29 protein-coding genes are annotated in these 23,232 nt (G+C 65.3%); 22 read left to right on the top strand and 7 right to left on the bottom strand.

Annotation, left to right across the window (positions count from 1 at the left end; all coding sequences use genetic code 11):
* Positions 1–50: 50 nt before the first annotated feature.
* Complete coding sequence (locus NO934_RS02720; RefSeq protein ID WP_309162108.1) at positions 51–542, top strand: TlpA disulfide reductase family protein; 492 nt, start codon at positions 51–53, stop codon at positions 540–542.
* Positions 543–601: 59 nt separating this feature from the next.
* The gene (locus NO934_RS02715) at positions 602–934 is read left to right on the top strand and encodes a nuclear transport factor 2 family protein (RefSeq protein WP_309162107.1); all 333 of its coding nucleotides are present in this window, start codon (positions 602–604) and stop codon (positions 932–934) included.
* A gap of 36 nt (positions 935–970) precedes the next feature.
* On the opposite strand, the gene NO934_RS02710 is transcribed toward NO934_RS02715, so the two are convergent.
* The 7 genes from NO934_RS02710 to NO934_RS02680 all read right to left on the bottom strand — a co-directional run bounded on the left by NO934_RS02710 (position 971) and on the right by NO934_RS02680 (position 9,455).
* Entirely contained in the window at positions 971–1,504 is a 534-nt protein-coding gene (locus NO934_RS02710; RefSeq protein ID WP_309162105.1) for a copper chaperone PCu(A)C, read from the bottom strand.
* A gap of 54 nt (positions 1,505–1,558) precedes the next feature.
* Positions 1,559–2,887: an FtsX-like permease family protein gene (locus tag NO934_RS02705; RefSeq protein ID WP_309162104.1), complete on the bottom strand. Its 1,329-nt coding sequence runs from the start codon at positions 2,885–2,887 to the stop codon at positions 1,559–1,561.
* Entirely contained in the window at positions 2,884–3,561 is a 678-nt protein-coding gene (locus tag NO934_RS02700) for an ABC transporter ATP-binding protein (protein ID WP_309162103.1), read from the bottom strand. Before NO934_RS02700 ends, NO934_RS02705 begins: the two co-directional genes overlap by 4 nt.
* A 177-nt stretch (positions 3,562–3,738) precedes the next feature.
* Entirely contained in the window at positions 3,739–4,176 is a 438-nt protein-coding gene (locus tag NO934_RS02695; RefSeq protein WP_309162102.1) for a hypothetical protein, read from the bottom strand.
* A 128-nt stretch (positions 4,177–4,304) separates the two neighbouring features.
* A complete protein-coding gene (locus NO934_RS02690) occupies positions 4,305–5,783 on the bottom strand; it encodes an alkaline phosphatase (protein ID WP_309162101.1) in 1,479 nt (492 codons plus the stop codon).
* A gap of 93 nt (positions 5,784–5,876) precedes the next feature.
* Positions 5,877–6,674: an ion transporter gene (locus tag NO934_RS02685; protein ID WP_309162100.1), complete on the bottom strand. Its 798-nt coding sequence runs from the start codon at positions 6,672–6,674 to the stop codon at positions 5,877–5,879.
* Between the two features lie 105 nt (positions 6,675–6,779).
* Positions 6,780–9,455, bottom strand: coding sequence for a PQQ-binding-like beta-propeller repeat protein (locus tag NO934_RS02680; RefSeq protein ID WP_309162099.1), 2,676 nt, complete (start codon positions 9,453–9,455; stop codon positions 6,780–6,782).
* A 362-nt stretch (positions 9,456–9,817) separates the two neighbouring features.
* Here NO934_RS02680 and NO934_RS02675 point away from each other — a divergent pair, with 362 nt between their 5' ends.
* From NO934_RS02675 to NO934_RS02580, 20 genes are all read left to right on the top strand, one after another.
* On the top strand, positions 9,818–10,351 hold the full coding sequence (locus tag NO934_RS02675) for a DUF4142 domain-containing protein (RefSeq protein WP_309162098.1): 534 nt from the start codon (positions 9,818–9,820) through the stop codon (positions 10,349–10,351).
* Positions 10,352–10,570: 219 nt separating this feature from the next.
* Positions 10,571–10,990, top strand: a complete 420-nt coding sequence (locus NO934_RS02670; RefSeq protein WP_309162096.1) for a hypothetical protein — start codon at positions 10,571–10,573, stop codon at positions 10,988–10,990.
* A gap of 34 nt (positions 10,991–11,024) precedes the next feature.
* A complete protein-coding gene (locus NO934_RS02665; RefSeq protein WP_375143286.1) occupies positions 11,025–12,278 on the top strand; it encodes a DNA-packaging protein in 1,254 nt (417 codons plus the stop codon).
* A 63-nt stretch (positions 12,279–12,341) separates the two neighbouring features.
* Positions 12,342–12,608 carry a type II toxin-antitoxin system HicA family toxin gene (locus NO934_RS02660; RefSeq protein ID WP_309162095.1) on the top strand — a complete coding sequence of 89 codons (267 nt, stop codon included), beginning with the start codon at positions 12,342–12,344 and terminating at the stop codon, positions 12,606–12,608.
* A gap of 4 nt (positions 12,609–12,612) precedes the next feature.
* A complete protein-coding gene (locus NO934_RS02655; protein ID WP_309162094.1) occupies positions 12,613–13,038 on the top strand; it encodes a type II toxin-antitoxin system HicB family antitoxin in 426 nt (141 codons plus the stop codon).
* Between the two features lie 133 nt (positions 13,039–13,171).
* Positions 13,172–14,329 (top strand): phage portal protein, encoded by a 1,158-nt coding sequence (locus tag NO934_RS02650; RefSeq protein ID WP_309162093.1) that lies wholly within the window; start codon positions 13,172–13,174, stop codon positions 14,327–14,329.
* 484 nt (positions 14,330–14,813) lie between these two features.
* The gene (locus NO934_RS02645; RefSeq protein ID WP_309162092.1) at positions 14,814–15,002 is read left to right on the top strand and encodes a hypothetical protein; all 189 of its coding nucleotides are present in this window, start codon (positions 14,814–14,816) and stop codon (positions 15,000–15,002) included.
* The gene (locus NO934_RS02640) at positions 15,002–15,139 is read left to right on the top strand and encodes a hypothetical protein (protein ID WP_309162091.1); all 138 of its coding nucleotides are present in this window, start codon (positions 15,002–15,004) and stop codon (positions 15,137–15,139) included. The genes NO934_RS02645 and NO934_RS02640 overlap by 1 nt, the downstream gene beginning before the upstream one ends.
* Positions 15,136–15,615 (top strand): HK97 family phage prohead protease, encoded by a 480-nt coding sequence (locus tag NO934_RS02635; RefSeq protein ID WP_309162090.1) that lies wholly within the window; start codon positions 15,136–15,138, stop codon positions 15,613–15,615. Before NO934_RS02640 ends, NO934_RS02635 begins: the two co-directional genes overlap by 4 nt.
* 39 nt (positions 15,616–15,654) lie before the next feature.
* Complete coding sequence (locus tag NO934_RS02630) at positions 15,655–16,887, top strand: phage major capsid protein (RefSeq protein ID WP_309162089.1); 1,233 nt, start codon at positions 15,655–15,657, stop codon at positions 16,885–16,887.
* 962 nt (positions 16,888–17,849) lie between these two features.
* Positions 17,850–18,428: a phage head-tail connector protein gene (locus tag NO934_RS02625; protein WP_309162088.1), complete on the top strand. Its 579-nt coding sequence runs from the start codon at positions 17,850–17,852 to the stop codon at positions 18,426–18,428.
* A gap of 8 nt (positions 18,429–18,436) precedes the next feature.
* Positions 18,437–18,766: a phage head closure protein gene (locus tag NO934_RS02620; RefSeq protein WP_309162087.1), complete on the top strand. Its 330-nt coding sequence runs from the start codon at positions 18,437–18,439 to the stop codon at positions 18,764–18,766.
* Positions 18,767–19,174 (top strand): DUF3168 domain-containing protein, encoded by a 408-nt coding sequence (locus tag NO934_RS02615; RefSeq protein ID WP_309162086.1) that lies wholly within the window; start codon positions 18,767–18,769, stop codon positions 19,172–19,174.
* A 414-nt stretch (positions 19,175–19,588) separates the two neighbouring features.
* On the top strand, positions 19,589–20,002 hold the full coding sequence (locus tag NO934_RS02610) for a phage major tail protein, TP901-1 family (RefSeq protein ID WP_309162085.1): 414 nt from the start codon (positions 19,589–19,591) through the stop codon (positions 20,000–20,002).
* A gap of 9 nt (positions 20,003–20,011) precedes the next feature.
* A complete protein-coding gene (locus tag NO934_RS02605) occupies positions 20,012–20,326 on the top strand; it encodes a gene transfer agent family protein (protein WP_309162083.1) in 315 nt (104 codons plus the stop codon).
* Positions 20,323–20,517, top strand: a complete 195-nt coding sequence (locus NO934_RS02600; RefSeq protein WP_309162082.1) for a rcc01693 family protein — start codon at positions 20,323–20,325, stop codon at positions 20,515–20,517. The genes NO934_RS02605 and NO934_RS02600 overlap by 4 nt, the downstream gene beginning before the upstream one ends.
* 1 nt (position 20,518) lies before the next feature.
* Entirely contained in the window at positions 20,519–21,067 is a 549-nt protein-coding gene (locus NO934_RS02595) for a phage tail tape measure protein (RefSeq protein ID WP_309162081.1), read from the top strand.
* Between the two features lie 273 nt (positions 21,068–21,340).
* Entirely contained in the window at positions 21,341–21,937 is a 597-nt protein-coding gene (locus NO934_RS02590; RefSeq protein WP_309162080.1) for a DUF2460 domain-containing protein, read from the top strand.
* Positions 21,934–22,812 (top strand): DUF2163 domain-containing protein, encoded by an 879-nt coding sequence (locus NO934_RS02585; protein WP_309162079.1) that lies wholly within the window; start codon positions 21,934–21,936, stop codon positions 22,810–22,812. The genes NO934_RS02590 and NO934_RS02585 overlap by 4 nt, the downstream gene beginning before the upstream one ends.
* A complete protein-coding gene (locus NO934_RS02580) occupies positions 22,809–23,228 on the top strand; it encodes an NlpC/P60 family protein (protein ID WP_309162077.1) in 420 nt (139 codons plus the stop codon). The genes NO934_RS02585 and NO934_RS02580 overlap by 4 nt, the downstream gene beginning before the upstream one ends.
* Positions 23,229–23,232 lie beyond the last annotated feature (4 nt).

Here is a 23,232-nt window from a genome sequence, read left to right as displayed (position 1 = left end):
AGCGGCTGTGTGTCACCGGGCGGTCATCGGGCGGCAATAGGGTGCGAGCGATGATGAGAATATCGATCTTGGCGATTGTGGCCGGACTGGCGTGGGGCAGCGGTGCCTTGGCGCGGCCGATGGGCGCCGACCTGGATGCTGTGACGCTGGAAGACGGTACCGGGGAAACGGTGCTTCTGGGCGAGCTTGTCGAAGGGGCGACGATCCTGCACTTCTGGGCGACATGGTGCGCGCCCTGTCGCGAGGAACTGCCCGAGCTGCAAGCCTTTGCCGAGGCGGAGGGGCTGGGCGAGCGGCTGGTGCTGGTGTCGGTGGATACGGCCGAGTACGGGCGCGTGGCGGCGTTTCTCGATGATCTTGGCGTGGGGCTTTCGAGCTGGCGGCAAGTCGAGGGGAATGTGGGGAGCGTCTTCGCGATATTGGGCTATCCGAGCACCGTGGTGGTCGATGGCGCCGGAGAGGTGCTGTGGCGGCGGCAGGGCGCGGTGGATTGGGGCGATGGAGTGGAGGCTGGGGAAGTGACCGATCTGTTGGAGGAATGATGCTCTTGTCGTTGAGCGATCCAATGGCCAATTGGTATTCCCTACCATGGAGACCCCAGATGAGTTTCGACCTGCCCAAACCGATTGCCGCCTATATCGAGGCGGGAGCTAATCTCGATGCCGACGCTATGGCAGCACCGTTTGCCGATGATGCGACAGTGGACGATTCCGGTGACGGACATCAGCCAGAAGGCAAGGAAGAGATCAGAGCCTGGATCGAAAACAACACAGTCGCGGTTAAGGCGATTTTTTCTCCAACCTCGGCGCACGAACAGGCGGGACGCTGGATTCTGGCAGGACCGGTGGCCGGGAACTTTCCCGGAAGCCCGGTCAATCTGCAATTCAGTTTCCAATTGCGAGGGGACAGGATTGCTGCACTGACCATCAGGTAAGCGAAGCGGGGCTCTCGCACGAGCCCCGCTTCCACCTCAGTGCTGATGGCCGGCGTGGCTGTGCTGGGTGGCGTTGGCGGATTCGATTTCGACGGCGGTGTCGAGGTGGACGTCGCCGAATTCGATATCGATGTGGAAATGTTCGCCTTCGACCAGCGGCTCGGTGAGGCCGTTGAGCTGCAGGGCAAGGCCGTTGGGCGAGAGGAGCATTTCCGAACCGGCCGGGATCGGCATTTCGGGGATCGGCACGTAGGAGAGCTCGCCGCCCGAATTCTGCAGGCCGACCAGTTCCACCGACTGGGCAAGCTCGGTTTCGCCGCCGGTGAGGGTTACATCGGCGTCGGACGTGTTTTCGATCTCGACATAAACCAGAGCCGCGGACCCTTCGGTGGCGTTGGTCCAAGCGTGAACGGCGCGGATGCCGTCGGCTTCGGCCACATGATCGTCGTGTTCCTCGTGATCGTGATCGCCATGTTCCTCGTGATGCTCTTCGGCATGCTCGTCGTGAGTTTCCTGGGCAAAGGCCGGCGTGGCTAAGAGGGCGAGGGAAAGTAGGGCGGCTCTGATCATGATCGTGCTCCAGTTTGGCTCGTCGCGCCGTTCCACGGCGCTGAATGTTATAAACTAACTGCGCAGATCTGTAACCACGGGTCGTGACAGCGCGATGAAGGCAGGAACCAAGGCCAGGATGACGGTGAGGCTGACGAAAGCGGCAACGAGGTGGAACTCGGGCCACGAGAGGGTGGCGTTGACCAGGATATCAGTCTGCTGGGTGACGATGCGCGAGATGACGTTGGCGGCAAGATAACCCACGGCGATGCCGCCGATGGCGCCGACAAAGATCAGGGTCGCGGCATACGACCAGACCACAGAGAAGACGAAGCGGGCCGGTGCGCCGAGCGCCCGCAGCAGCGCAAGGCGGCGGGCGAAGAGGCGCGTGAGGATGACGAGCCCGGCCAGCACGCCGGCGGTAACGAGGATTTGGGTGACGATGGCCATGACGCTCATCACCTGCCGGACATCGCCCATCAGTGAATGCAGGCCCGCCAGGACGGCGCCGGGGAAGAAGGCCATGGTTTCCGCTGTCTGGAAACGGGCGCGCAGCGCGTAGTTGGCGTAAAGCTGTTCGGCGGACACCAGAACGGCGGGGGTGCCGGGGAAATAGTCGGGATCAAAGGGCGGGCCGAGCTGGTCGGCATTTTCGGGGGCGTGGCCATTGGCAAGGCCGTGGATTTCCCAAACCGCTTCGACCGGGACGATGATGGCGCGATCCCAAGGCGAACCGGTGGGCTGCATGCGGCCCACGACCCGATACTCGAAATGGTCGTGCGCACCTTCCTCGACGGCATCGCCGACCCCATGCTGGGGGACGAAGATATCACCGATTGCCAGATCGACGCGGGCGCCGATGACGGCATCGGCATGGGCGGCAAACATCTCGCCCTCCGCCAACGTCTCGGACATGTGGGTGACAAATTGTGCGGTGGAACCGACGATGGGGAAGGAATCGTAGCTGTCGCCAAAGGCGATGGGCGCGGCGAGCGACACATCGGGGGTGGTGGCGATCTCGTCATAGATATCGCCCGAGAGCAGCGGGACGTCGGACGGCTGGAGATAGACGGCGGCGAACAGCATGGTGATCTCGCTGCCGGGGGCGGAGATCACCAGATCGAACGGATCGGCGGCGCGGGCCGTGCCCTGGCGCAGGCCGCGCTCCTGGGCGATGAGCCCGACGCCGATGCCGACGGAAATGGCGATCAGCGCGATGAACAGCGCATTGGTCCAGCGGAAGCGCCAGAGCATGGCGCGGACCAACGAGAACGGACGATAGCCGAAAAGCACCAGCCCGCCGACGATCAGGGCGGGGAGCAGGAGGACGATGAACACTACGACATCCTGCGCGGCGACGGGCATCCATTCGATGGAGCGGTAAAGCGGGGTGAGAGGATTCATGCCGTTTTGTCCGAGGCTATGCGGCCGTCGATGATTTCGATGACGCGGTCCATGCGGGTGTAGACGGCGGGGTCATGGCTGACCGCGACGAGGGTTTTGCCGGTGTCGCGCACCAGGGAGACGAGGTCGTCGACCAGGGCGTCGGCTGTTTTGCGGTCGAGACTGGCGGTCGGTTCGTCGGCGAGGATGATGGCCGGATCGGCGGCAAGGGCGCGGGCGATGGCGACGCGTTGGCGTTCGCCGCCCGAAAAGCTTTCGACGGTACGCGCGCCATGGGAGATGCCGAGACGGTCAAGGACGGAGCGGGCCCGCTCGGTGATGGCGGACTGGCGCGAGCGGCTGGCATAGGCGCCGGGCAGGGCGGCGTTTGCGGTGGCCGCGAGTTCTTCGAAGAGAAGGAAATCCTGGAATACCATGCCCACGGTGCGGCGGCGGAATTTGGCGCGCGCTTCGGATGAAAGCGGGAGAAGATCGGTATCGCCCCAGCGGATCGTGCCGGTGGCGTTCTCGGTGAGCCCTGCGAGAGAGAAAAGGAATGTGGACTTCCCCGCGCCCGAGGGGCCGCGCACGCCAAGACATGTGCCGGGCGTGAGGGTGAGCGCGGGGACGCTGAGGAGCGTGCGGCCAGAGGAGGCCTTGACCGCAAGGTCGGTGATGGAAAGGCCGAGGGTCATTGTGTCTCGCGGGTACCGGAGCGTGGAGTCGTCGGCTGGCTTGGGGGACAGGCCTGTTTAGGGCGGTGGGGCGCTGGCTGCTGCTGGATTCCGGGGACAAGCCCCGGAATTACTGTGTTTGGGGCAGCCCTGGTGTTCCGGTCGGACTCAGTTGCGACCGGAGCACCGCGTGGTGGCTCAGGCGCGTTCCTGCACCGCGTCCGTGAGCCGGACGCGGCTCACAAAGCCCAGTTCGGGGTCGGTATAGGTGCCCAATTCGAGCGTGCCACGGGTCACGATCTTGACGTTGAAGGGAATGACATCGACCACGCGCTGGGCGTAGACCGCGAGAATGTCGTTGGGCCATTCGGCTTCCGACGAGCAGAACGGACAGACGGCCATGGGACGATTGGTGAGCACGTAGAATTCGCTGTCGGCCTTGAGCGGGGGCGCCATGAAGCCTTCGATGGCGACGCGCTGGCCTTCATGCTCGAGAGCGAAGGGTGTGAAGCTCATGTCGTTGTTGTAAAGCTCGCGCAGCCGCACCTGCGGCTCGGCGGCCATGGCGCGGGTGGCGATGAAAGGGGCGGCGACGACGGCGCCGGTGGCGGTGGCGAAGAATCCGCGACGGTTCATTGACGATCTCCTTTGCCTTTGTGTTCGGGTTGGCGAAGGTTTAGCAGACGGGTTGCCAGCCAGTGTGACAGTTGGATGAAAAAGGGGCCGGCGAGCCGGCCCCTCCGGATTTCGTGAACCGAGAAGGCTTATTCGGCCGAACCGAAGACGGCGTGGTTCATGACGTGGAAGATCATTTCCTGATCCATGGTGCCACCGAAGAGGTGCGCCCAGGGACCCTTGGCCCAGAGGCCAACGTCGACGCCCGAGTGCGATTCCGAGGAGGCCGGGATGAGGGCCTGCTGCAGGTAATCGGGATCCTGAGCTTCTTCCTGGGTCAGCTCGGGACGCGAGCCCGAATAGGTGCCGTCTTCCTGTTCGACCAGGACCGAACCGGCGCCATTGCCGAAACCGACAACGGTGTAGGGCAGGCCATCAGCAGCCAGAACCAGCTCGTCCGAGTGTTCCACTTGACCGCTGGCCACGTCGTAGCACAGGCCGGTGATCGGGGTGCCGCGGCCGCAATAGCCGTTGAAGACGATGGCGTGTTCGTGGTCACCAGTGACGATGATCAGGGTGTCTTCGTCGTCGGTCATTTCGTCGGCGGCGCGAAGGGCCTCGGCGAACGCCACGCCGTCGGTGAAGGTGCGGTGAGCGTTGCCGCCGTGGCTGGCGTGGTCGACGCGGCCGGGCTCGACCATGAGGTAGAAGCCTTCTTCATTGGCCTGAAGCGCTTCGATGGCGGCCGATGTCATGTCAGCGATCGAAGGTTCGTTTTCCGGACGATCGTGCTCGTAGCTCATGTCCGAATTGGTGAAGAGGCCGAGAACCGGCTGGCTGAGGTCGGCCGAGGCGAGTTCCTCGGCATTGTGGACGACCTGGGCGCCGAACTGGGTGGCGCGGTCGATGAGGTTGACGTCGTCCGTGCGGTTGCCGGTACCGACGGGGATTTCGGTCCCCTCGGGAGCGAAGGCGCGGGCGCCGCCGCCAAGGGCGATGTCGATCACGCCGGCTTCCATCTGCTCGACGAGCTGGGTCGCGATGTCGGTGCAGCCTTCAGGAGCTTCGCTTTCCCAGTTGCGGTTGGCGGTCTTGGCGTAGACGGCGGCGCCGGTGGCGTGGGTGATGCGGGCGGTGGAAACGACGCCGACGGACCGGCCGGCGTCCGAAAGCATTTCGGAGAACAGGCGCAGCGGAACTTCGCTCGAGCAATCGTCGTGGATGGCGGTTTCGTCGAGGTTGATGGTGTTGAAGACCTGCTTGACGCCAGTGTTCATCGCGCCGGCGGTCGGCGCGGAGTCAGGGGTCTGAGCGTTGATGTTGTAGGTCTTGATGATCGCGCTGTTGGGGTACAGATCATGCGGCAGGTTGTGCTCTTCACCGAGCAGACCCTGCTGCTGACCTTCGAACAGGCGGATGCCGTAATTGGTGCTCACGCCCATGCCGTCGACCACGAACAGGATCACGTTCTTGGCGGTGTTGGTGTTGGGCTCGAGAGCGAGGCGCTCGGCGATCAGATCCTGACCGGCGGCGAAGTAATCGCTTTCGGCCTGCGGCAGGTCCTGGGCGATTGCGGTGGATGCGCAGAGCGCGATGGCGAGGGAAGACACTAGCGTCCGACGAAACATGGTTGCCTCCATGGGGTTTCGGTCGGCGGGACGCTATTGGCGTTGTGTGACGGTCAGGTCACCCGTCGGTGACGGTTCCATGACAGTGGATAACTAACTCTGTGACGCGCGATCGCGGCGCAACTCGGCCACTTCGGCGCGCAACGCGCGCACTTCGGCCAGGACCAGCTCGGTTTCCGAATGGATCGCGGCGCGGTCGGCTTCGGCGGTCGATTCATGCTCTTCCTGCATGGCCGAGACGATGACACCGATGAAGAGGTTGAGGACCGTGAACGCGGTGCAGGCGATGAAGGGGACAAAGAAGATCCACGCTTCGGGGTGAACTTCCATGACCGGGCGCACGATGCCCATGGACCAGCTCTCGAGCGTCATCACCTGGAAGAGGGTGTAGAGCGAAGCGGGGATGGAGCCGAACCATTCGGGGAAGGTCGCGCCATAGAGCTTGGTGGCCATGACGGCGAAGACGTAAAAGACCAGCATCAGCAGCACGAAGATCGAGCCGATGCCGGGGAGCGAGGCGACGAGGCCGCCGATCACCTTGCGCAGCGAGGGCACGACGGAGATCAGGCGCAGGACGCGCAGGATGCGCAGGGCGCGCAGCACCGTGAACGGGCCCGAGGAGGGGATGAGCGCGATGGCGACGATGACAAAATCGAAGATCGACCAGGGATCGCGGAAGAATTTGAGGCCGTGGGCGTAAAGGCGCAGCGCGATCTCGACCACGAAGATGACGAGGATCGCAGCATCGAGGGCCATCAGGGCCGGGCCGGCGACGGCCATGACCTCTGGCGAGGTTTCCAGGCCCAACGTGATGGCGTTGATGATGATGACGGTGATGATGAACTGCTCCCAGCGGCGGGAGGAGAGGATCAGGGCGAGCTTGCCGCGCATGGCCGTTGGAAGCCTCAATATTGATTGCGCGGAGAGCCAAAACGGATTTGACCGAGCCGGTCAAGAGGCACCGCCGCCGCACCCGGTGCGGCGGCGGCAATGGTCTTATTGGGTGGCGCCCTGCACGGCGAGCTCGGTTTCGGGCAGGGCCCAGGCGATCACCGCGTCGCTGACGGGGGTTTCCATGAAATGGTGGCCGCCCGGCGCGATGGCGATGAACTGACGCCCGCCGACCTCGTAGGTGATCGGCGTCGTCTGGCCGCCACCGGGAAGTTCGGCGCTCCAGACCGTTTCGCCCGTCTCGATATCGATGGCGCGGATCAGACCATCTGTCGCGGCGGCGATGAAGATGAGCCCGCCGGCCGTGACGATCGGGCCGCCATTGTTGGGCGTGCCGATGGGGATGGGGAGCATGGAGGGAATGCCCCACGGCCCGTTCCTGGTCGCAAGCCCCAGGGGGACGTCCCAAAGGGTTTCGCCGGTTTCCAGGTCGATGGCGCGGATGCCGCCATAGGGCGGGGTGGAGCACAGAAGCCCCGTCCATTGGCGCCATCCGGCATTGACCTCGATGGCATAGGGCGAACCGAGCTGGGGGCCGGGGCCTTCGGCGCCGCGCTCCCATTCGGGCTCGAAGATGGCGCGGGCGCCCATCTCGTCTGCCTCCTCGCGCGGGATCAGGCGGTTGAAGTTGGGCATGTTGTTGTAATTGGCGATCATGATGCCGCGTTCGGTGTCGATACCGAGCGAACCCCAATCCTGCCCACCATTGTAACCGGGATATTGAATCCAGTGCCCGTCCGAGGTTGGGGGCGTATAAATGCCCTCGTAATTGGCCTGCTGGAACTGGATACGGCACCAGAGCTGGTCGAGCGGGGTCATCCCCCACATGTCCCGTTCCTCGAGCGGTTCGAACGCCAGGGTGTGATAGGCCGAAAAGGGCTGGACCGGGGAGATGTACTCCGGCTCCACCCCACCCTGGGGCACCTCGCGCTCCTCGACCGGGAACAGGGACTCGCCGGTCGCGCGGTCGAGGATGTAGATGTCGCCCTGCTTTGACGAAAGCACGATGGCCGGAACCGTGCCCTCGCCGGTGGGAAAGTCGACCAGCGCGGGCTGGGAGCCCAGATCATAGTCCCACACGTCGCGATAGACGGTCTGGAAGTGCCAGACATCGTCGCCGGTGGTCACATCGACGGCGACCAGGGCGGTGGCGTACTCGTTTTCAAGCTCGGAGCGGTTGGAGCCATAATAATCGACCGCCGAATTGCCCAGCGGCAGGTAGACCAGGCCCAATTCCTCGTCGGCGGCGGCGATGGTCCACATATTGGGCGTGCCGCGAGTGTAGGTCTCGCCCTCCGCCGGCTCGGTGCGGCTGTCGGGGTTGCCCAAATCCCACGCCCAGGCCAGTTCGCCAGTGACCGCGTCATAGCCGCGGACGACGCCGGAGGGCGCATCTTCCGCCTGTCCGTCATTGACCTGCGCACCCATTACCGCGATGCCGCGCACGATGGTGGGCGGTGAGGTGACCGAATACCAGCCGGGCACGGTGTCTCCGATGCCCTCCTCGAGATTGACTTCGCCGCTGAGGCCGAAATCGGGGCAAGGCTGGCCGGTCTGGGTATCGACGGCGATCAGGCGCGCATCGAGCGTGCCCCACAGGATGCGCGTGGCGCAAAGCTCGTCGGGATCGGCGCCGGGAACCTCGAAATAGGCGGCACCCCGGCAGGTCGCGCCATAGGGAATGGCGTCGGTGGGGACTTCGGGATCGTAGCGCCATTCCTCGAGCCCGGTGGCGGCGTCTATAGCCACCATTATGCCCATGGCGGTGCAGTGATAGAGATCGTCGCCGATCTTCAAGGGCGTGTTTTCGGGCGAGTAGCTGCCCGCGTCATCGCCTTCGCCTTCGGGCAGATCGCCCGAATGATATTCCCAGACCTGGACGAGCTGTTCGACATTGTCGGCACTGATCTGATCGAGGGGGGAATAGCGGGTGCCGTGATAGGTGCCGCCATAGGCGGGCCAGTTTTCGCCGACCTCCATGACCGCCAGCGGGTCGCGGGCCTCGACGCCGGTGGGCGTGGTGGCGCCCGGCGCATCCTCGGCCGGAGCGGGCGTTTGCGCCTGGTTTTCGGCAGCCGGCGCCTCCGTTGCCGCCGTGGCGGGCTCGCCGGGTTCGGCCTGGACGGCGGGCGCCTGACCGGCGGGGACTTCGCCGGGCTGCTCGGGCAAGACCTCGGTCACCGGTTCATCGGCGTCCTCCACCGGAGCGGGCACGGGCTCGGCCTCGGTTTCTGTTTCTGTTTCCGTTTCGGCGGGAGCGTCCTGCGCGACGGCGGTGCCATCGCCGGAGAAGTTGAGGACCGCGATCGAGGCGGAAAGCGCCAGCATGCCGGCGACGCCGGCGGCAACGGTGCCGCGCGGCGTCGAATAGCGGCCTCTGAGGACCGGGATCAGCGCGAGGACGAGGACGAGAACCACTGTGGGCGCCACGAGGCGCGGAACCTGGGCCCAGCCATCGAGGCCGACTTCCCAGATCGCCCAGGCAACGGTGCCTATGAACGTTACCAGATAGACCCAGACCGCCAGCATGGAACGGCGGAAAAGGAAGAAGGCGGTGAGCAGAAGGCCAAGGCCGGCAAAGATGTAATACCAGGACCCACCCAGGGCGGCGAGCCAGATGCCGCCGCCGAAAATCGGCAATCCGAAGATGAGAACGATGGCTCCGATGACCATTGCGGCCCAAAAGCCGAAGCCGCGGCGCGCGCGATGCGTGTCCTGCATGGTTCCCTCCGTCGGTGAAATGGTTAGGGGCACAATCCCGACGAACGGCGAGGGTTCCAAGAAAAAGGCGAACTTGTGGTGGGGGCGAATGCCTTGTCCCTGGCGGGATGCCGAGGCTGGGAAAGCGCTGCGCTGGATTCGGGGAATACGTCCCGCAATGACAGGGTGGCGGGTGCTCCCAATCCTTCGTTGTCATTCCGGGGCGGGCACGAGGGTGACGAGGGGTGGGGACGGGCCTCGGGGTATCGGCTTTGCCTAAGGGGAGGACCGGGTACGGGGTGGAAGGTCAATCCATGTTACGGGCAGGAACGTCGCCTGGGCGAACCGGTTTGATCGAGATCACCAATAAGGGAGTTCCCCCAATGAAACCGCTTTCTCTTGCCGCCCTGGGCCTGGCCGTCGCGCTTTTGGCCCCGGCCGCCGGGGCCTTCGGCCAGGCCGCGACCGAAACCCCCGCCGCGCCGATGCCGGTTACCGATCCGCAGGAATTCGCTGACATGGCGGCCTCGTCCAACATGTTCGAGATCCAGTCGAGCGAACTGGCGCTCGAAACGAGCGAGAACGAGGAAGTCATCGCCTTTGCCGAGCAGATGGTGGCCGACCATACGGCGGCGGGCGAGAACATGATGGCCGCCGCCCAGGAGGACGGGGTGACCCCGGCCGATGCCATGAACGAGCAGCACCAGGCGCAATATGACGAGCTTGCGGCGGCCGATGCCGCCGCGTTCGACCAGGCCTATATCCAAGCCCAGGTGACGGCGCATGAAGAAGCCATCGCCCTGTTCGAAGGCTTTTCGACCGAAGGCGAGGAAAGCGCGCTGCGCGATTTCGCCACCGAAACCCTGCCCACACTCCAGATGCATCTCGAGCATATCCAAGCCATGAGCGGCATGTAACGCGGCTGGCCAACGCCTCCTCCCGAGACCCGGCTGCTCAGGCGGCCGGGCCTTTTTCATATAACTTATCCCCGCGTCACGGTGGTGGGGTATGGTTGTGGCACGGTGAGATTGGTGCGGCCGGCAGCAACGGCCCCTCCACGGTGCTTCCGGGTGCTGAATGCTTCAGCAAAAGCGCCGATCTCACCGAACCTTTTCAATTCAGCGGGGATCGGAGCGATGACCGAGGCGGCGGAGCCGGACTGGGCGCGGATACGCGCGGAATACGAGGCGGGGGAGGTGCCCATCGACGACCTCGTCGCCACCCATGCAATCAAGCGCAACCAACTCAACTATCACCGGCGCAAAGAGAACTGGACATTGCGAAATCCAGTGACCGGCAAGCGGGGACTGCTCAAGCGCATGCTGTCCCTGATCGAGCGCCAGATTGCCCGGATGGAGCATAAAATGAACGAGGAACCCATGAGCGCGACCGAAATGCGGATGCTCGAATCCATGACCAAGGCGATCGACAGGATCGGGGCCATGGAGGTGGCGGAAAAGAAGGCACGTTCGGGCAGGGTGCGCATGGACCCCGAGCTCGAAGCCATTCGCGAACGTCTCGTCCAGCGGATCCAAGAGCTTGACGTCGAACAATAGGCTGCCGCCCCTGACCGCCGCCCGGAAGGCGGCGATGGTGAAGCGGGCCGAGAACCTGACGCCCGGCGAGGCTGAACAGTTCAAATGCTACTGGACCATCTGGAACCATAAGATGCAGCGGCCGCCCGAGGGCGACTGGACGACCTGGCTGATGCTCGGGGGGCGCGGGGCGGGCAAGACCCGTGCCGGAGCGGAATGGGTTCGCCAACTGGTGGCCGCCCCGCGTCCGGTTTCGCCCATCGCGCTGGTGGGCGAAACCATGGCCGAGGCGCGCGCGATCATGGTCGAGGGCGTCTCCGGGATCCTCTCGGTCCATCGCCGCGCCGAGCGGCCGCGCCTGGACAAGGCGCGCGCCGTGCTGGTGTGGCCAAACGGGGCCGAGGCCTGGCTGATGCCGGCCAACGACCCGGAACGGTTTCGCGGGCCGCAATTTGCCGCCGCCTGGTGTGACGAGCTTGCGAAATGGCCCAAGGCCGAAGCGGCGTGGGACATGCTGCAATTCGGCCTGAGGCTGGGCAGGAGGCCGCGTCAACTGGTGACGACCACGCCCAAGCCCACGCGCCTGCTCAAGCGTCTGATGGCCGATCCGAACACCGTGGTGACGCGCATGGCCACCAAGGCCAACCGGGACAATCTCGCCCCGGCATTCCTCCAGGCCGTGGTGGCGCGCTATAACGACACCGTTTTGGGACGGCAGGAGCTTGACGGCGAGTTCGTCGAGGAGATGCCTGGCGCGCTGTGGAACCGGGCGCAGATCGAGGCGGGGCGGATCGGGGAAGCACCCGATCTGAGCCGCGTGGTGGTGGCCGTCGACCCGCCGGTGACCGGGCGCAAGACGTCCGATGCCTGCGGCATCGTGGTGGCGGGGCGCTGGGGCGACCGGGCGGTGGTTCTGGCCGACCGGACGGTGAAGGGCACCTCGCCCGTGGGGTGGGCGCGCGTGGCGGTCACCGCGTTTCACGAGTTCTCCGCCGATGCGATCGTCGCCGAGGTCAACCAGGGCGGCGATCTGGTGGGGCAGGTGCTCGGCCAGGTCGATGCCGGCGTGCCGGTGCGCGCCGTGCGGGCCAGCCGGGGCAAATGGGTGCGGGCCGAGCCGGTCGCGGCGCTCTATGCCCAGGGGCGGGTGAAGCATGCGGGGATGTTCGCCGACCTCGAGGACGAGCTGTGCGCCTTCGGGCCGGACGGGCTGGCCGAGGGGCACTCACCCGACCGGCTGGACGCGCTGGTGTGGGCGGTGACGGAATTGCTGCTGCGCGAGGGGCCGGTGCCGAGGGTGCGGGTGTGAGTTCCAGTTTACATTCGGCACCGGCATGGTATTTGGTAACGCTGGCAGTTGGACGGGGGTACAATGGCGCCGAAAAAGCCGCTACTTGAGCAGATGCGGCTGAACCCAAGGGCAGATTGGGACATTAACGCAATACGAAAGCTTTGCGGCGAGCATGGCATAGAGTTGCAGCCGCCATCCAACGGTAGTCATTACAAGGCTGTGAGCCCCTATTTGGCTGGGCACTTGACGATACCATATAAGAGGCCGATCAAGCCTGTTTACATCCGCGAACTCGTGGAAATGGTCAGCGCGCACGAAGCGGCCAAACAGCAGATAGAAAAGGAGTGACGCGATGGAATATCCAGTAGTCATTCGCCCTCTGACGGAGGACGAAGGCGGTGGCTATCTCGCCGTGTTCCCTGATTTGCCTGGGTGCATGGCCGACGGCGATACGCCTGAAGATGCGCTCAAAAATGCTCGAGACGCTTTGGCTGAGTGGATGGATACCGCGAAAGCGCGCGAAGGCTTCGTGATACCTGAACCAGGTGCGCGAGCACGCTATGCGCATGAAGAGCGCGTCGCCATCCGGGAAGCCGTTGCCGCTATTGCCAAGAAATATGACGATCTCGATGGCGAAATCGCCCACCTGCGTACGCGGGTGGAGGAGATCGAAGAGATGATGGAACACAGCCGAGCCTGGTCCCGCTTCGAAAGCTTGGTCGGCGCCGGTTCGGCGATCGCCAGGAAAAGTCCAAGAAGGCTTTTAACGCGTCAATAGATTAAACCCCGCCCATTCGGCGGGGTTTTTTGTCGCCCAAACTTATCCCCGCGTCACGGTGGTGGGGTATGGTTTGGGTACGATGGGGATGCTGCGGCGGTCCTCGAAAGACAATCCAGACAGGGAGGAAACCATGGCCAACTGGCTTGAACGCCTGCGGGGTGGGCGGACGCGTGCGCCGATCGAGACCAAGGCGGCGCAGACGCTGTTTACGCTTTCGCCGCTCGGGATCGGCGGCGGGGCGCGGAAAGGGTTTGTGGCGCTTGCCAATGAGGGATTTGCGCGCAATCCGGTGGTCTATCGCTGCGTGCGGCTGGTGGCCGAGAGCGCGGCGCGGGTGCCGCTGGAGGTGCATGACGGGGAGCGGGTTCTGAGCGAGCATCCGCTGCTCGACCTGCTCAGAAGACCCAGTCGGCGGCAGGATGGGAAGGCGCTGCTCGAAAGCGTGTTTTCCTATCTGCAAATCGCGGGGAACGCCTATCTCGATGCGGCGATCGTGGAGGGGGAGGTCAAGGGGCTCTATGGGCTGCGGCCCGACCGGATGGCGGTAATCGCGGGCAAGGATGGGTGGCCGGTGGGGTATGCCTACACCGCTGGCGGCAAGACGCAGCGGCTGATGCTCGATACCGAGCCGGTGGTGCGGGTGTTGCATCTGAGCCTGTTCGATCCGCTGGATGACCATTATGGGCTGGCGCCGCTGGCCGCCGCGCAGGGGAGCCTCGAGACGCACAACGCGGCAACGAGCTGGAACCGGGCGCTGCTGGAGAACGCCGCGCGGCCATCGGGGGCGCTGGTTTACAATGCGGCGGCGGGGAACCTGACTGAGGATCAGTACCAGCGGCTCAAGGGGGAGCTCGAGGAGGGGTTCACCGGGGCGCTCAATGCGGGGCGGCCCATGGTGCTCGAGGGCGGGCTGGACTGGAAGGCGATCGCGCTGACCCCGCGCGACATGGATTTTCTCGAAGCCAAGAATGCGGCGGCGCGGGAGATCGCGCTGGCCTTCGGGGTGCCGCCGATGCTGCTGGGGATTCCGGGAGACAACACCTACGCCAACTATGCCGAGGCGAGCCGGGCGTTGTGGCGGCAGACGGTGATCCCGCTGGTCAACGCGGTGGCGGGTGCGCTGGGGCACTGGCTGTCGCCGGCGTTTGGGGGCGTCGAGTTGGTGGCCGATTTCGACATGGTTGAAGCGCTGGCTGCCGATCGGGCCAAGGATTGGGAGCGGGTGGGGAATGCCGATTTCCTCACCGATGACGAGAAGCGGGAGCTGCTGGGGTTTGGCAGGCGGTGAGGAACTTGGCCGGCGGGGTTTGATGCGGAAGCTCAGCGCCCCCTTCACCCCCGGCCCCTCTCCCACCAGGGAGAGGGGGGCTCTTGTCGCGGGCGTGGGGACAACCTTCGGCGCTGTGAGGCGTCGGACGCGGTGAAAGGTCAGCCTCGCGGCTGACGCATCGGCGGTGCCGATGCGCACCCCTCACCCCCAGCTCCTCTCTCTCTCAAGGGGAGAGGGGGCTTTCTTGGCAGTGTTTCAGGTCTTGCAGAAGCGCTGCTCCGAGCGCCGCTTCTCCCCTTGAGGGAGAAGGGGCGATTGGCACGAGTGTTGTGGGGAAGCCGCAGGGCTGAGCGCGGCGTTTGGTAGGCGCCGGCGCTTCCATGAACACCAATACCCTTCTCCCCTTGTGGGAGAAGGTGGGCCGGCGTAGCCGGCTCGGATGAGGGGGCGCTGAGGTTGCAGCAATACAGGGCTGCGGCGGTCTTCGAAGAGGAAATCGAAAATGGACGAGATCATTTCAACGGTGCTCGCCAAGGGGGACCTGGCGCATCTGGCGCTGTTTATGTGGGCGAGCGGGGCCAGTACGGCGGCGCTGTTGCTGTTGCGCGAGCTGGCTGCCGCCAACAAGCGGTACAACGCATTCGTCACCGAAATCGCCCACCTCAATCGACTGTTCAGGGATAAGGACTGATGGGGAGACGCAAGACGGGCAAGAGTTCGGGCAATGAAGCGACCCAGGTGTTCAGGCAATTCGCCTGGAACCTGGCGGGAACGCTGGCGCGCCGGCCGGCCAAGGCGGCGCAGGGCAAGCCGGAGACGGCGCGATGAACGTCGCCATCGATGCGGATGGGCGGTTTTCGGGCTATGCGTCGGTGTTCGGGCGGGTCGATGGGGGCGGGGATATCGTGATGCCGGGGGCTTTTCGCGACAGCCTCCGGGCGCGCGGGGCCGACAGGGTCCGGCTGCTGTTCCAGCACGATCCCAAGGAGCCGATCGGGCTCTGGGACGAGATCGTCGAGGACGGGTTCGGGCTGAAGGTGTCCGGGCGGTTGCTCGACGGGGTGCCGAGGGCAGCAAGCCTGCGGGCGCTGATCGCGCAGCGGGCGATCGACGGGCTGTCCATCGGGTTCCGCGCGGTGCGGGCGACCCGTGAGGGCAGGACGGGGACGCGGCGGCTGTGGGCCGTGGACCTTTGGGAAATCTCCATCGTCACCTTTCCGATGATGGAGGCGGCGCGGATTTCCGCCGCATCGGATCTGGCCGCAACGCTCGGGGCGGCGACGAAACTGCTGAGAACGCAGTAGAGCTTCGGCTATCAATTCGCGAAACATAAAGGAAAATCGATGACAAAGACTATCGAACCGCGCCTTGAGAACAAGGCGGCGGCGATGCCGGCTGCGGGGGACGTCAATGCGCTCTTTGCCGAATTCATGTCGGCGTTCGAGGATTTCAAATCCACCAACGACCAGCGCCTCGGCGAACTGGAAAAGCGCGGGAGCGCCGATACGCTGCTTGAGGGCAAGCTGGATCGGCTCAACGCCATTCTCGATGGGCACAAATCGGCGCTCGACCGTGTGGCGGTGGAGAAGGCACGGCCGGCGCTCGAGGGCGGGCGGCGCGTCGAGGGCGACGAGTATAAGGATGCGTTTTCCGCTTATGTGAAGCGCGGCGAGGAAAAGGCGCTGTCGGTGGGGGCCAATCCCGATGGCGGCTATCTGGTGCCGGCCGAGACCGAGACGGAAATCGCCAAGCTTTTGACGGCCGTTTCGCCAATGCGCGCGATTTGCGGCGTGCGGCAGGTGTCGAGTTCTGTCTACAAGAAGCCGATCACCGTGACCGGACCGCAGGTCGGCTGGGTGGGCGAGACGGCGGCGCGCAGCCAGACCAGTTCGCAGGTGATCGACGAGCTGACCTTCCCCACCACCGAACTCTACGCCATGCCGGCGGCCACGCAGGCGTTTCTGGACGATGCGGCGGTGGATGTGGGCCAGTGGATCGCCGAGGAGGTGAACGCAGCCTTTGCCGAGCAGGAGACGGCGGCGTTCATCACCGGAGACGGGGTCAACAAGCCGTCGGGTTTCCTGAACGCTCAGGCGGTGGATGAAAGCGATTGGGCCTGGGAGAAGCTGGGCTATGTGGCGACGGGCACCGATGCCGGTTTCGATGTGGGCGACCCGTCCGACAGCCTGATCGACCTCGTTTATGCGCTCAAGGCAGGGTATCGCCAGAACGCGACCTGGCTGATGAACCGGCGCACGCAAGGGGCGGTGCGCAAGCTCAAGGATGCGGATGGGAACTATCTCTGGCAGCCGGCGGCCTCCCCCGAGGGGCGCGCGAGCCTGATGGGCTTCTCGCTGGTCGAGGCCGAGGACATGCCCGATATCGACACCGACAGCTTTTCGATCGCGTTCGGCGATTTCCGGCGTGGGTATCTGATCGTGGATCGGCAGGGGGTCAATATCCTGCGCGATCCGTATTCGGCCAAGCCTTATGTGCTGTTCTATACCACCAAGCGCGTGGGCGGCGGGATTGCGGACTATGATGCGATCAAGCTGCTGAAGTTTGGGGTGGCTTAGGCGGAACGCTGGCTTAGGCGCATTTTTCGAGCGCTGCGCCCCCCTCATCCGTCTCGCCCTTCGGGCGATCCACCTTCTCCCACCAGGGGAGAAGGGTAGCGCTGGGCAAGTGTTTCGGCAGAAGCACAGACGCTGCAAGGAGAATCCCCTTCTCCCTGGTTGGAGAGGGATGGGGATGAGGGGGCTGAGCTTGCCGGGGGAAGCGGCGATCCCGTTAGACCGGGGTGGCTTAGGCGGAACGCTGGCTTAGGCGCATTTTTCGAGCGCTGCGCCCCTCTCATCCGTCTCGCCCTTCGGGCGATCCACCTTCTCCCATCAGGGGAGAAGGGTGGCGCTGGGCAAGTGTTTCGGCAGAAGCACAGACGCTGCAAGGAGAATCCTCTTCTCCCTGGTTGGAGAAGGGATGGGGATGAGGGGGCTGAGCTTGCCGGGGAAGCGGCGATCCCTTTAGACCGGGGCGGCGTAGGCGGAACGCTGGCTTAGGCGGCGGCGCAACCTCAGCGCACCCCTTATCCCGACCCCTCTTCCTGAAGGGAGAGGGAGGCTCCCTTTGCAGCCGTGTCGTTTGCCGAAACGCTGCGGCGGGCCCTCCCTTCTCCCCTTGAGGGAGAAGGTGGGCCGGCAAAGCCCGGTCGGATGAGGAGTGTGCAGCGCTTCAATGCACGCTGCTGTTTGAGTTCGGCACCTGCACTATTTGGAGCAAGTGCCTGCCTTTTCCTTGGCTTGGCACTCGTTGCAAAGCTCGCCGCTCGAAGGCTTCGTATCGCGTTGATCGTAGTCCGTCGTCGGCCAGTTCGAGCAGTTCCGACACCAGTGCCAGGTGTCTTTTCCTCTGCGCCGTCTGTAGGGCATCTCCGCCTTGGTTGGGAGTGCCGAACCTGGCAAGCGCTTGGAAAACCGAAATCGGGATGAGCCACAACCGGGTTCGTCCTTAGAACCCAACAAAATCAAAGAGAACAACAATGACGTCATACCTTCTGGCGGGGCCCGCGCAGGAGCCGGTTTCGCTTGGGCAGATGAAGGCGCATCTGCGCGTCGAGGATGAGGCCGAGGACGGGCTGATCGAGGCGCTGATCGTGGCGGCGCGGGTGCATGTGGAGAGCATGACCAGCCGGGCGCTGCTGGAGCAGAGCTGGCGGGTGGTGCTCGACGACTGGCCGGAAAACCGGGCGATCCGGTTGCCGGTGTCGCCGATGATCTCGCTGACGGAAATTCGCGCTTATGACGTCGAGGGTGGCGCGCATCGGATCGGGCCCGAGCAGTTTCTGCCTGACGGGCAGGCCGTCCCGGCGCGGATCATCTGTCCGGCGGCGATCGAGGGCGCGCCGGTGCTGCGGCGGCGCATGGGGGTCGAGATCGACTATCTCGCCGGGTTCGGGACCCAGCCCCAGGATGTACCGGCGGATCTGGTGCAGTCGATCCAGACGCTGGTGGCATACTGGTACGAAAACCGGGACGCGGTGCTGGTTTCGGGCGCAGGGGCGGCGGTGCCCGCCGGGTTCGAGCGGCTGGTTTCCGCCTATCGCCGGGTGCGGCTGTGAGGGGCGAGGTGCCGCCGGTCGGCACGCTGCGGGACCGGGTGCAACTTCAGCGCCGCGAAATGGCGCTGATGCCCGATGGCGGGCACGAGACGCTGTTTTTACCCATCACATCGGTGTGGGCGCGGGTGCGGGCCCGCTCGGCGCGGATCATGCGCGAGGGCGACGGGCGCGCGGCGACATCGACCCACGCGGTGACGATGCGGTTCCGCAAGGATGTGAAGCCGGGCGATAGGATCGTCTATCGCGGGCGGGCGCTCGAAGTGGTCGAGGCCGAGGATATCAACGGACGGCGGGCGTATCTTTCGTGCCTGTGCGTCGAAACCGCGATGGTGGGTTAGATGGCGGCGCTTCAGGATATTCAGAATGCGCTGGTTTCGGCCTGGGCGGCGGATGGGCCGCTCAAGCTTTTGATCGGGGAGGGGGCGATCTTCGATGCGCCGCCGCGCGGGATGCAGCCGCCTTACGTGACCATCCTGCGGCACGATGCGGCACCGCGCGATGGGGATGATGCGCCGGGGATGGAGCATCGGCTGACGGTCCATTGCTGGAGCCCGCAGCCCTCGCGTTCGGCTGCGCTGCAGATTGCGCATCGGATCGAAACCGTGGCGATGCGCGGGGTGCTGGAGGCGGGGGACCATGCGGTGACCCATCGCCGGCACGTTCGGACCGAGACAGCGATCGATTTCGCCACCGGCCGGGCGCGGGCGGCGGTGGAGCTGCGGTTTTATTCAGAGCCGATGGGGTGAACTACAGGCGCGGGCGTGTGACGCAGGCTCAGCGCCCCCCTCATCCCCTGCCATTCGAGCGTAGCTCTCATGGCCTTCTCACCTCCAATCGTGCCACCGGCACGATTGGCCAGAGGACGGTTCGAAGTCTCCCACCAGGGGAGAAGGGGGCTCTTGGGGCGGGCGGCGGTGCTTTCATGGCGTCAGGTGTCTCGGCGGTTGTCAGCCTTGCGGCTGACGCATCGGCAATGCCGATGCGTACCCCTCATCCGCCCCTGCGGGGCACCTTCTCCCCAGCGGGGAGAAGGAGGATTGGCGCGGGGCGTTGGCGGAAAGAGCCTCCCTCTCCCCTCGAGGGGAGAGGGCCGGGGTGAGGGGGTGCGCGGCGCTGGCCTCGAGCAATGGCATTTCGATTTTTCAACATAGGAACAATCAATGACGGCCCAGAGTGGCAAGGACATGCTTTTGAAGCTCGATCCGGAAGGGTTGGGGAGTTTTGTGACGGTGGCAGGGCTGCGGACCAAGCAGATCGCGTTCAATGCGGCGAGCGTCGATACGACCGATGCCGAGAGCGCCGGGCGGTGGCGGGAGCTGCTGGAAGGCGGGGGGATCAAGCGGGCGGCGATCTCGGGGTCGGGGATCTTCAAGGATCGAGCCTCGGACGCGCAGGTGCGGGCGCTGTTTTTTGCCGGGACGATCCGCGACTGGCAATTGATCCTGCCCGATTTCGGGACGGTCCAGGGGCCGTTCCAGATCGTGGCGCTGGAATTTGCCGGCGATCATGCGGGCGAGGTGACGTTCGAGCTGGCGCTGGAAAGCGCCGGCGAAATCACGTTCAGCGCGGTCTAGGGGGTGGAAATGGCCAATATGCAACGGGGCGAGATCGACGCGGTGATCGGCGGAGAGACGCGGACGCTGTGCCTGACGCTGGGCGCGCTGGCCGAGCTGGAGGCACGGCTGCAGGCGGGGGACCTCAACGGGCTCGTCGAGCGGTTTGCGGCAGGCAGGGTTTCGGCGCGGGATCTGACGGCGATCCTTGGGGCCGGGCTGCGCGGGGCGGGCAATGCGGTGAGCGATGACGATTTGGCGCGGCTGTCGATCGAAGGTGGATTGAAGGGGGCGGCGGAGATCTGCGTGCGGCTTTTGAAGGCGACGTTCGGGGAGGCAGCGTGAGTGGGTTTCCGTGGGACGCGGCGATGGCGGTCGGGCTGGGAGTGCTGAAACTTTCGCCGCGCCAGTTCTGGGCGATGACGCCGCGCGAGCTGGCGGCGGCGCATGCGGGGCTGACCGGACGCGGGGCGGGAGCACCGCTCGATCGCGGGGCGCTCGAAAGGCTGATGGCGTTGCATCCGGATGGAGAGTGAGATGGCTGAACTGTTTGGCGAAGCATTCGAGGCGGAGATGGTGGACGTTTCGGTGGAGCTCGAACGCATCCGCGATCTGGGGAGCGCGGTGGGATCGTCGCTGACGCGGTCGCTGCGCGGGGCGATCAGCGAGGGGCGGTCGCTGCGGACACTCCTGGTCGATATCGGGCGGGCGTTCGCGGATGTGGCGCTCAAGGCGGCACTGCGGCCGTTCGGTGATCTGGTGGCCGGGGGGATCGAGAGCCTGTTCGCGGGGATCAATCCGGCGCTGGCGCCGGTGAGGCCGTTTGCCAAGGGCGGGGTGCTTTCGGCGCCGACCTATTTTCCGATGGCAGGGCAGTGGGGACTGGCCGGGGAGGCGGGGCCTGAGGCCATTCTGCCGCTGCGGCGCGGGGCCGACGGGCGATTGGGCGTGGCGGCGGGCGGCGGACAGGCCGTGACGGTCAATTTCAACGTGACGGCGAGCGATGCGCGCAGCTTTGCGACGGCGGAAGCGGAGGTGAGCGCGATGTTGCTCAGAGCCGTGCGGCGGGGGACGCGGGGGAGTTAGTTTTCCGGCGGTGGTGATTGCCGAGACTCAGCGCCCCTCATCCGACCGCGTCGCGGCCACCTTCTCCCCAAAGGGGCGAAGGAAAGGTTGGCGCGGGGGCTTCGGCCTGGTGGGTTTGTGTGGAAACTCGGCGCCCCCCTCATCCGTCTCGGACCTGGCGGTCCGATCCACCTTCTCCCACCAGGGGAGAAGGTGGCGCGTGGCAGCGGGATGGCAAGGACGCCGACGCTGCTTGGGAGCACCCTTTTGCGCGAGAATTCAAAAGGATTTTCAATGGCTTTTCATCAAATCCGCTTTCCGCTCGATATTGCGCTGGGGGCGCAGGGTGGGCCGGAGCGGGCGACCGATATCGTGACGCTCGCCTCGGGGCGCGAGGAGCGCAACAGCCGGTGGGCGCATGCGCGGCGGCGGTACAATGCCGGTTACGGGATCAAATCGCGGGCCGATATGGCGGTGGTGCTCGAATTCTTCGAGGAGCGGCGGGGGCGGTTTCATTCGTTTCTGTGGCGCGACGCGCTCGATTGGCAAGCGGTCGATCAGGAGATTGGGATCGGGGATGGCGAGCGGAAAGCGTTCCAGCTCGTCAAGCGCTATGGCGCCGCGTTCGATCCGTATCTGCGGCCGATCACCAAGCCGGTGGCGGGAAGCGTGAGCGTTGCCGTCGATGGGGCCGAGGTGGCGTTCGCGGTGGATCTGCTGACCGGGGTGGTGACGCTGGAGGCGGCGCCGGCCGAGGGCGCGGTGGTGACGGCAGGGTTCGCGTTCGATGTGCCGGTGCGGTTCGATACCGACCGGCTCGATATCGAATTGAGCGGGTTCGATGCGGCGGTGGCGCCTCATGTTCCGGTGATCGAGGTGATCGGGGAATGAGGCGGTTCGGGGAAGGATTTGCTGCCCATATCGCGAGTGGGGCGACGACGCTGTGCTGGTGCTGGAAGATCGTAAGGGCAGATGGGGTGGTGCTGGGGTTCACCGACCATGACGTCGCGCTCGCATTCGGGGGAACGAAGTATCGGCCGGCGCATGGGCTCGATGGCGGGGAGACGGTGCAGCGGCTGGGGGCGCAGACCCAGACCTCCGAAGTGCTGGGAGTGCTGCATTCGGCGGCCATCTCCGAGGACGATATCGCGCTGGGGCGCTATGACGGGGCGCGGGTGGAGAGCTGGCGGGTCAATTGGCGGCAGGTGGACGAGCGGGCGCTGATCCGGACCGATACGATCGGGGAGATCACGCGCGAGGATGGCGTGTTTCGGGCCGAGCTGCGCTCCGGGCAGCATGCGCTGAACGTGCCCAGGGGGCGGCTTTACCAGCATGTGTGCGATGCGCGGTTGGGGGATGGGCGATGCGGGGTGGATATCGAGCAGGCGGAGTATCGCGCGGATGCGGTGGTGACAGGCAAGTCCGGCGCGGCGAGCGTAACGGTGAGCGGGCTCGACGGCTTTGTCCAAGGGTGGTTCGGCCAGGGGATCGCGCGGTGGACGTCCGGCAGGCGGGTTGGAGTTGAGGACGCGGTGGTGCGCCAGGACGGGGAGAGGTTGGGTTTCGACCGTCCGGTGGAGGATTGGGTGGAGGTGGGCGACACGCTTACGGTTTACGCCGGGTGCGACAAGCAGTTTGCGACATGCGGGAAAAAATTCGGCAATGCCGTCAATTTCCAGGGATTTCCGCACATTCCGGGCAATGATTTCGTGCTGCGCTATCCGGGGAGCGGAGATCGTCTCGATGGCGGCAGGATCGTGCCGTGACGCGGGGCGAGGCGATTGCCGAAGAAGCGCGGAGATGGATCGGGACGCCCTACCGGCATCAGGCGGCATTGCGGGGCGCGGGGGCCGATTGCCTGGGGCTGGTGCGGGGTGTGTGGCGGGCGCTTTACGGCGGCGAGCCGGGGGCGGTGCCGGCTTATGGCGCCGATTGGCGCGATCCTGGGATCGGGGATGCGCTGGAGGTGGGGGCGCGGCGGTATCTGATTGCGAAAGAGGGATCGGTGGAGGCTGGGGATGTGGTGCTGTTTCGGCTGATGCGGCATCTGCCGGCGCGCCATTGCGGGGTGATGGTGGGGCCGGAGCGGTTCGTGCATGCCCAGGAGCATCTGGGGGTGGTCGAGGTGGCGATGGGGGAGAGCTGGGCGCGGCGGGTGGCCGGGGTGTTTCGGTTTCCGTGAGGCG

The organism is Pelagibacterium sp. H642, assembly GCF_031202855.1.
GTDB lineage: Bacteria > Pseudomonadota > Alphaproteobacteria > Rhizobiales > Devosiaceae > Pelagibacterium.
Note: the sequence above shows the minus strand (reverse complement) of the source record. Positions and strands in the feature narration are given on the sequence as shown.

Bases quoted from the DNA above. Each gene is read 5' to 3' on its own strand.
- NO934_RS02720 (WP_309162108.1), top strand. From the start codon at position 51: ATGATGAGAATATCGATCTTGGCGATTGTGGCCGGACTGGCGTGGGGC.
- NO934_RS02715 (WP_309162107.1), top strand. From the start codon at position 602: ATGAGTTTCGACCTGCCCAAACCGATTGCCGCCTATATCGAGGCGGGA.
- NO934_RS02710 (WP_309162105.1), bottom strand. From the start codon at position 1,504: ATGATCAGAGCCGCCCTACTTTCCCTCGCCCTCTTAGCCACGCCGGCC.
- NO934_RS02705 (WP_309162104.1), bottom strand. From the start codon at position 2,887: ATGAATCCTCTCACCCCGCTTTACCGCTCCATCGAATGGATGCCCGTC.
- NO934_RS02700 (WP_309162103.1), bottom strand. From the start codon at position 3,561: ATGACCCTCGGCCTTTCCATCACCGACCTTGCGGTCAAGGCCTCCTCT.
- NO934_RS02695 (WP_309162102.1), bottom strand. From the start codon at position 4,176: ATGAACCGTCGCGGATTCTTCGCCACCGCCACCGGCGCCGTCGTCGCC.
- NO934_RS02690 (WP_309162101.1), bottom strand. From the start codon at position 5,783: ATGTTTCGTCGGACGCTAGTGTCTTCCCTCGCCATCGCGCTCTGCGCA.
- NO934_RS02685 (WP_309162100.1), bottom strand. From the start codon at position 6,674: ATGCGCGGCAAGCTCGCCCTGATCCTCTCCTCCCGCCGCTGGGAGCAG.
- NO934_RS02680 (WP_309162099.1), bottom strand. From the start codon at position 9,455: ATGCAGGACACGCATCGCGCGCGCCGCGGCTTCGGCTTTTGGGCCGCA.
- NO934_RS02675 (WP_309162098.1), top strand. From the start codon at position 9,818: ATGAAACCGCTTTCTCTTGCCGCCCTGGGCCTGGCCGTCGCGCTTTTG.
- NO934_RS02670 (WP_309162096.1), top strand. From the start codon at position 10,571: ATGACCGAGGCGGCGGAGCCGGACTGGGCGCGGATACGCGCGGAATAC.
- NO934_RS02665 (WP_375143286.1), top strand. From the start codon at position 11,025: ATGGTGAAGCGGGCCGAGAACCTGACGCCCGGCGAGGCTGAACAGTTC.
- NO934_RS02660 (WP_309162095.1), top strand. From the start codon at position 12,342: ATGGCGCCGAAAAAGCCGCTACTTGAGCAGATGCGGCTGAACCCAAGG.
- NO934_RS02655 (WP_309162094.1), top strand. From the start codon at position 12,613: ATGGAATATCCAGTAGTCATTCGCCCTCTGACGGAGGACGAAGGCGGT.
- NO934_RS02650 (WP_309162093.1), top strand. From the start codon at position 13,172: ATGGCCAACTGGCTTGAACGCCTGCGGGGTGGGCGGACGCGTGCGCCG.
- NO934_RS02645 (WP_309162092.1), top strand. From the start codon at position 14,814: ATGGACGAGATCATTTCAACGGTGCTCGCCAAGGGGGACCTGGCGCAT.
- NO934_RS02640 (WP_309162091.1), top strand. From the start codon at position 15,002: ATGGGGAGACGCAAGACGGGCAAGAGTTCGGGCAATGAAGCGACCCAG.
- NO934_RS02635 (WP_309162090.1), top strand. From the start codon at position 15,136: ATGAACGTCGCCATCGATGCGGATGGGCGGTTTTCGGGCTATGCGTCG.
- NO934_RS02630 (WP_309162089.1), top strand. From the start codon at position 15,655: ATGACAAAGACTATCGAACCGCGCCTTGAGAACAAGGCGGCGGCGATG.
- NO934_RS02625 (WP_309162088.1), top strand. From the start codon at position 17,850: ATGACGTCATACCTTCTGGCGGGGCCCGCGCAGGAGCCGGTTTCGCTT.
- NO934_RS02615 (WP_309162086.1), top strand. From the start codon at position 18,767: ATGGCGGCGCTTCAGGATATTCAGAATGCGCTGGTTTCGGCCTGGGCG.
- NO934_RS02610 (WP_309162085.1), top strand. From the start codon at position 19,589: ATGACGGCCCAGAGTGGCAAGGACATGCTTTTGAAGCTCGATCCGGAA.
- NO934_RS02605 (WP_309162083.1), top strand. From the start codon at position 20,012: ATGGCCAATATGCAACGGGGCGAGATCGACGCGGTGATCGGCGGAGAG.
- NO934_RS02595 (WP_309162081.1), top strand. From the start codon at position 20,519: ATGGCTGAACTGTTTGGCGAAGCATTCGAGGCGGAGATGGTGGACGTT.
- NO934_RS02590 (WP_309162080.1), top strand. From the start codon at position 21,341: ATGGCTTTTCATCAAATCCGCTTTCCGCTCGATATTGCGCTGGGGGCG.
- NO934_RS02585 (WP_309162079.1), top strand. From the start codon at position 21,934: ATGAGGCGGTTCGGGGAAGGATTTGCTGCCCATATCGCGAGTGGGGCG.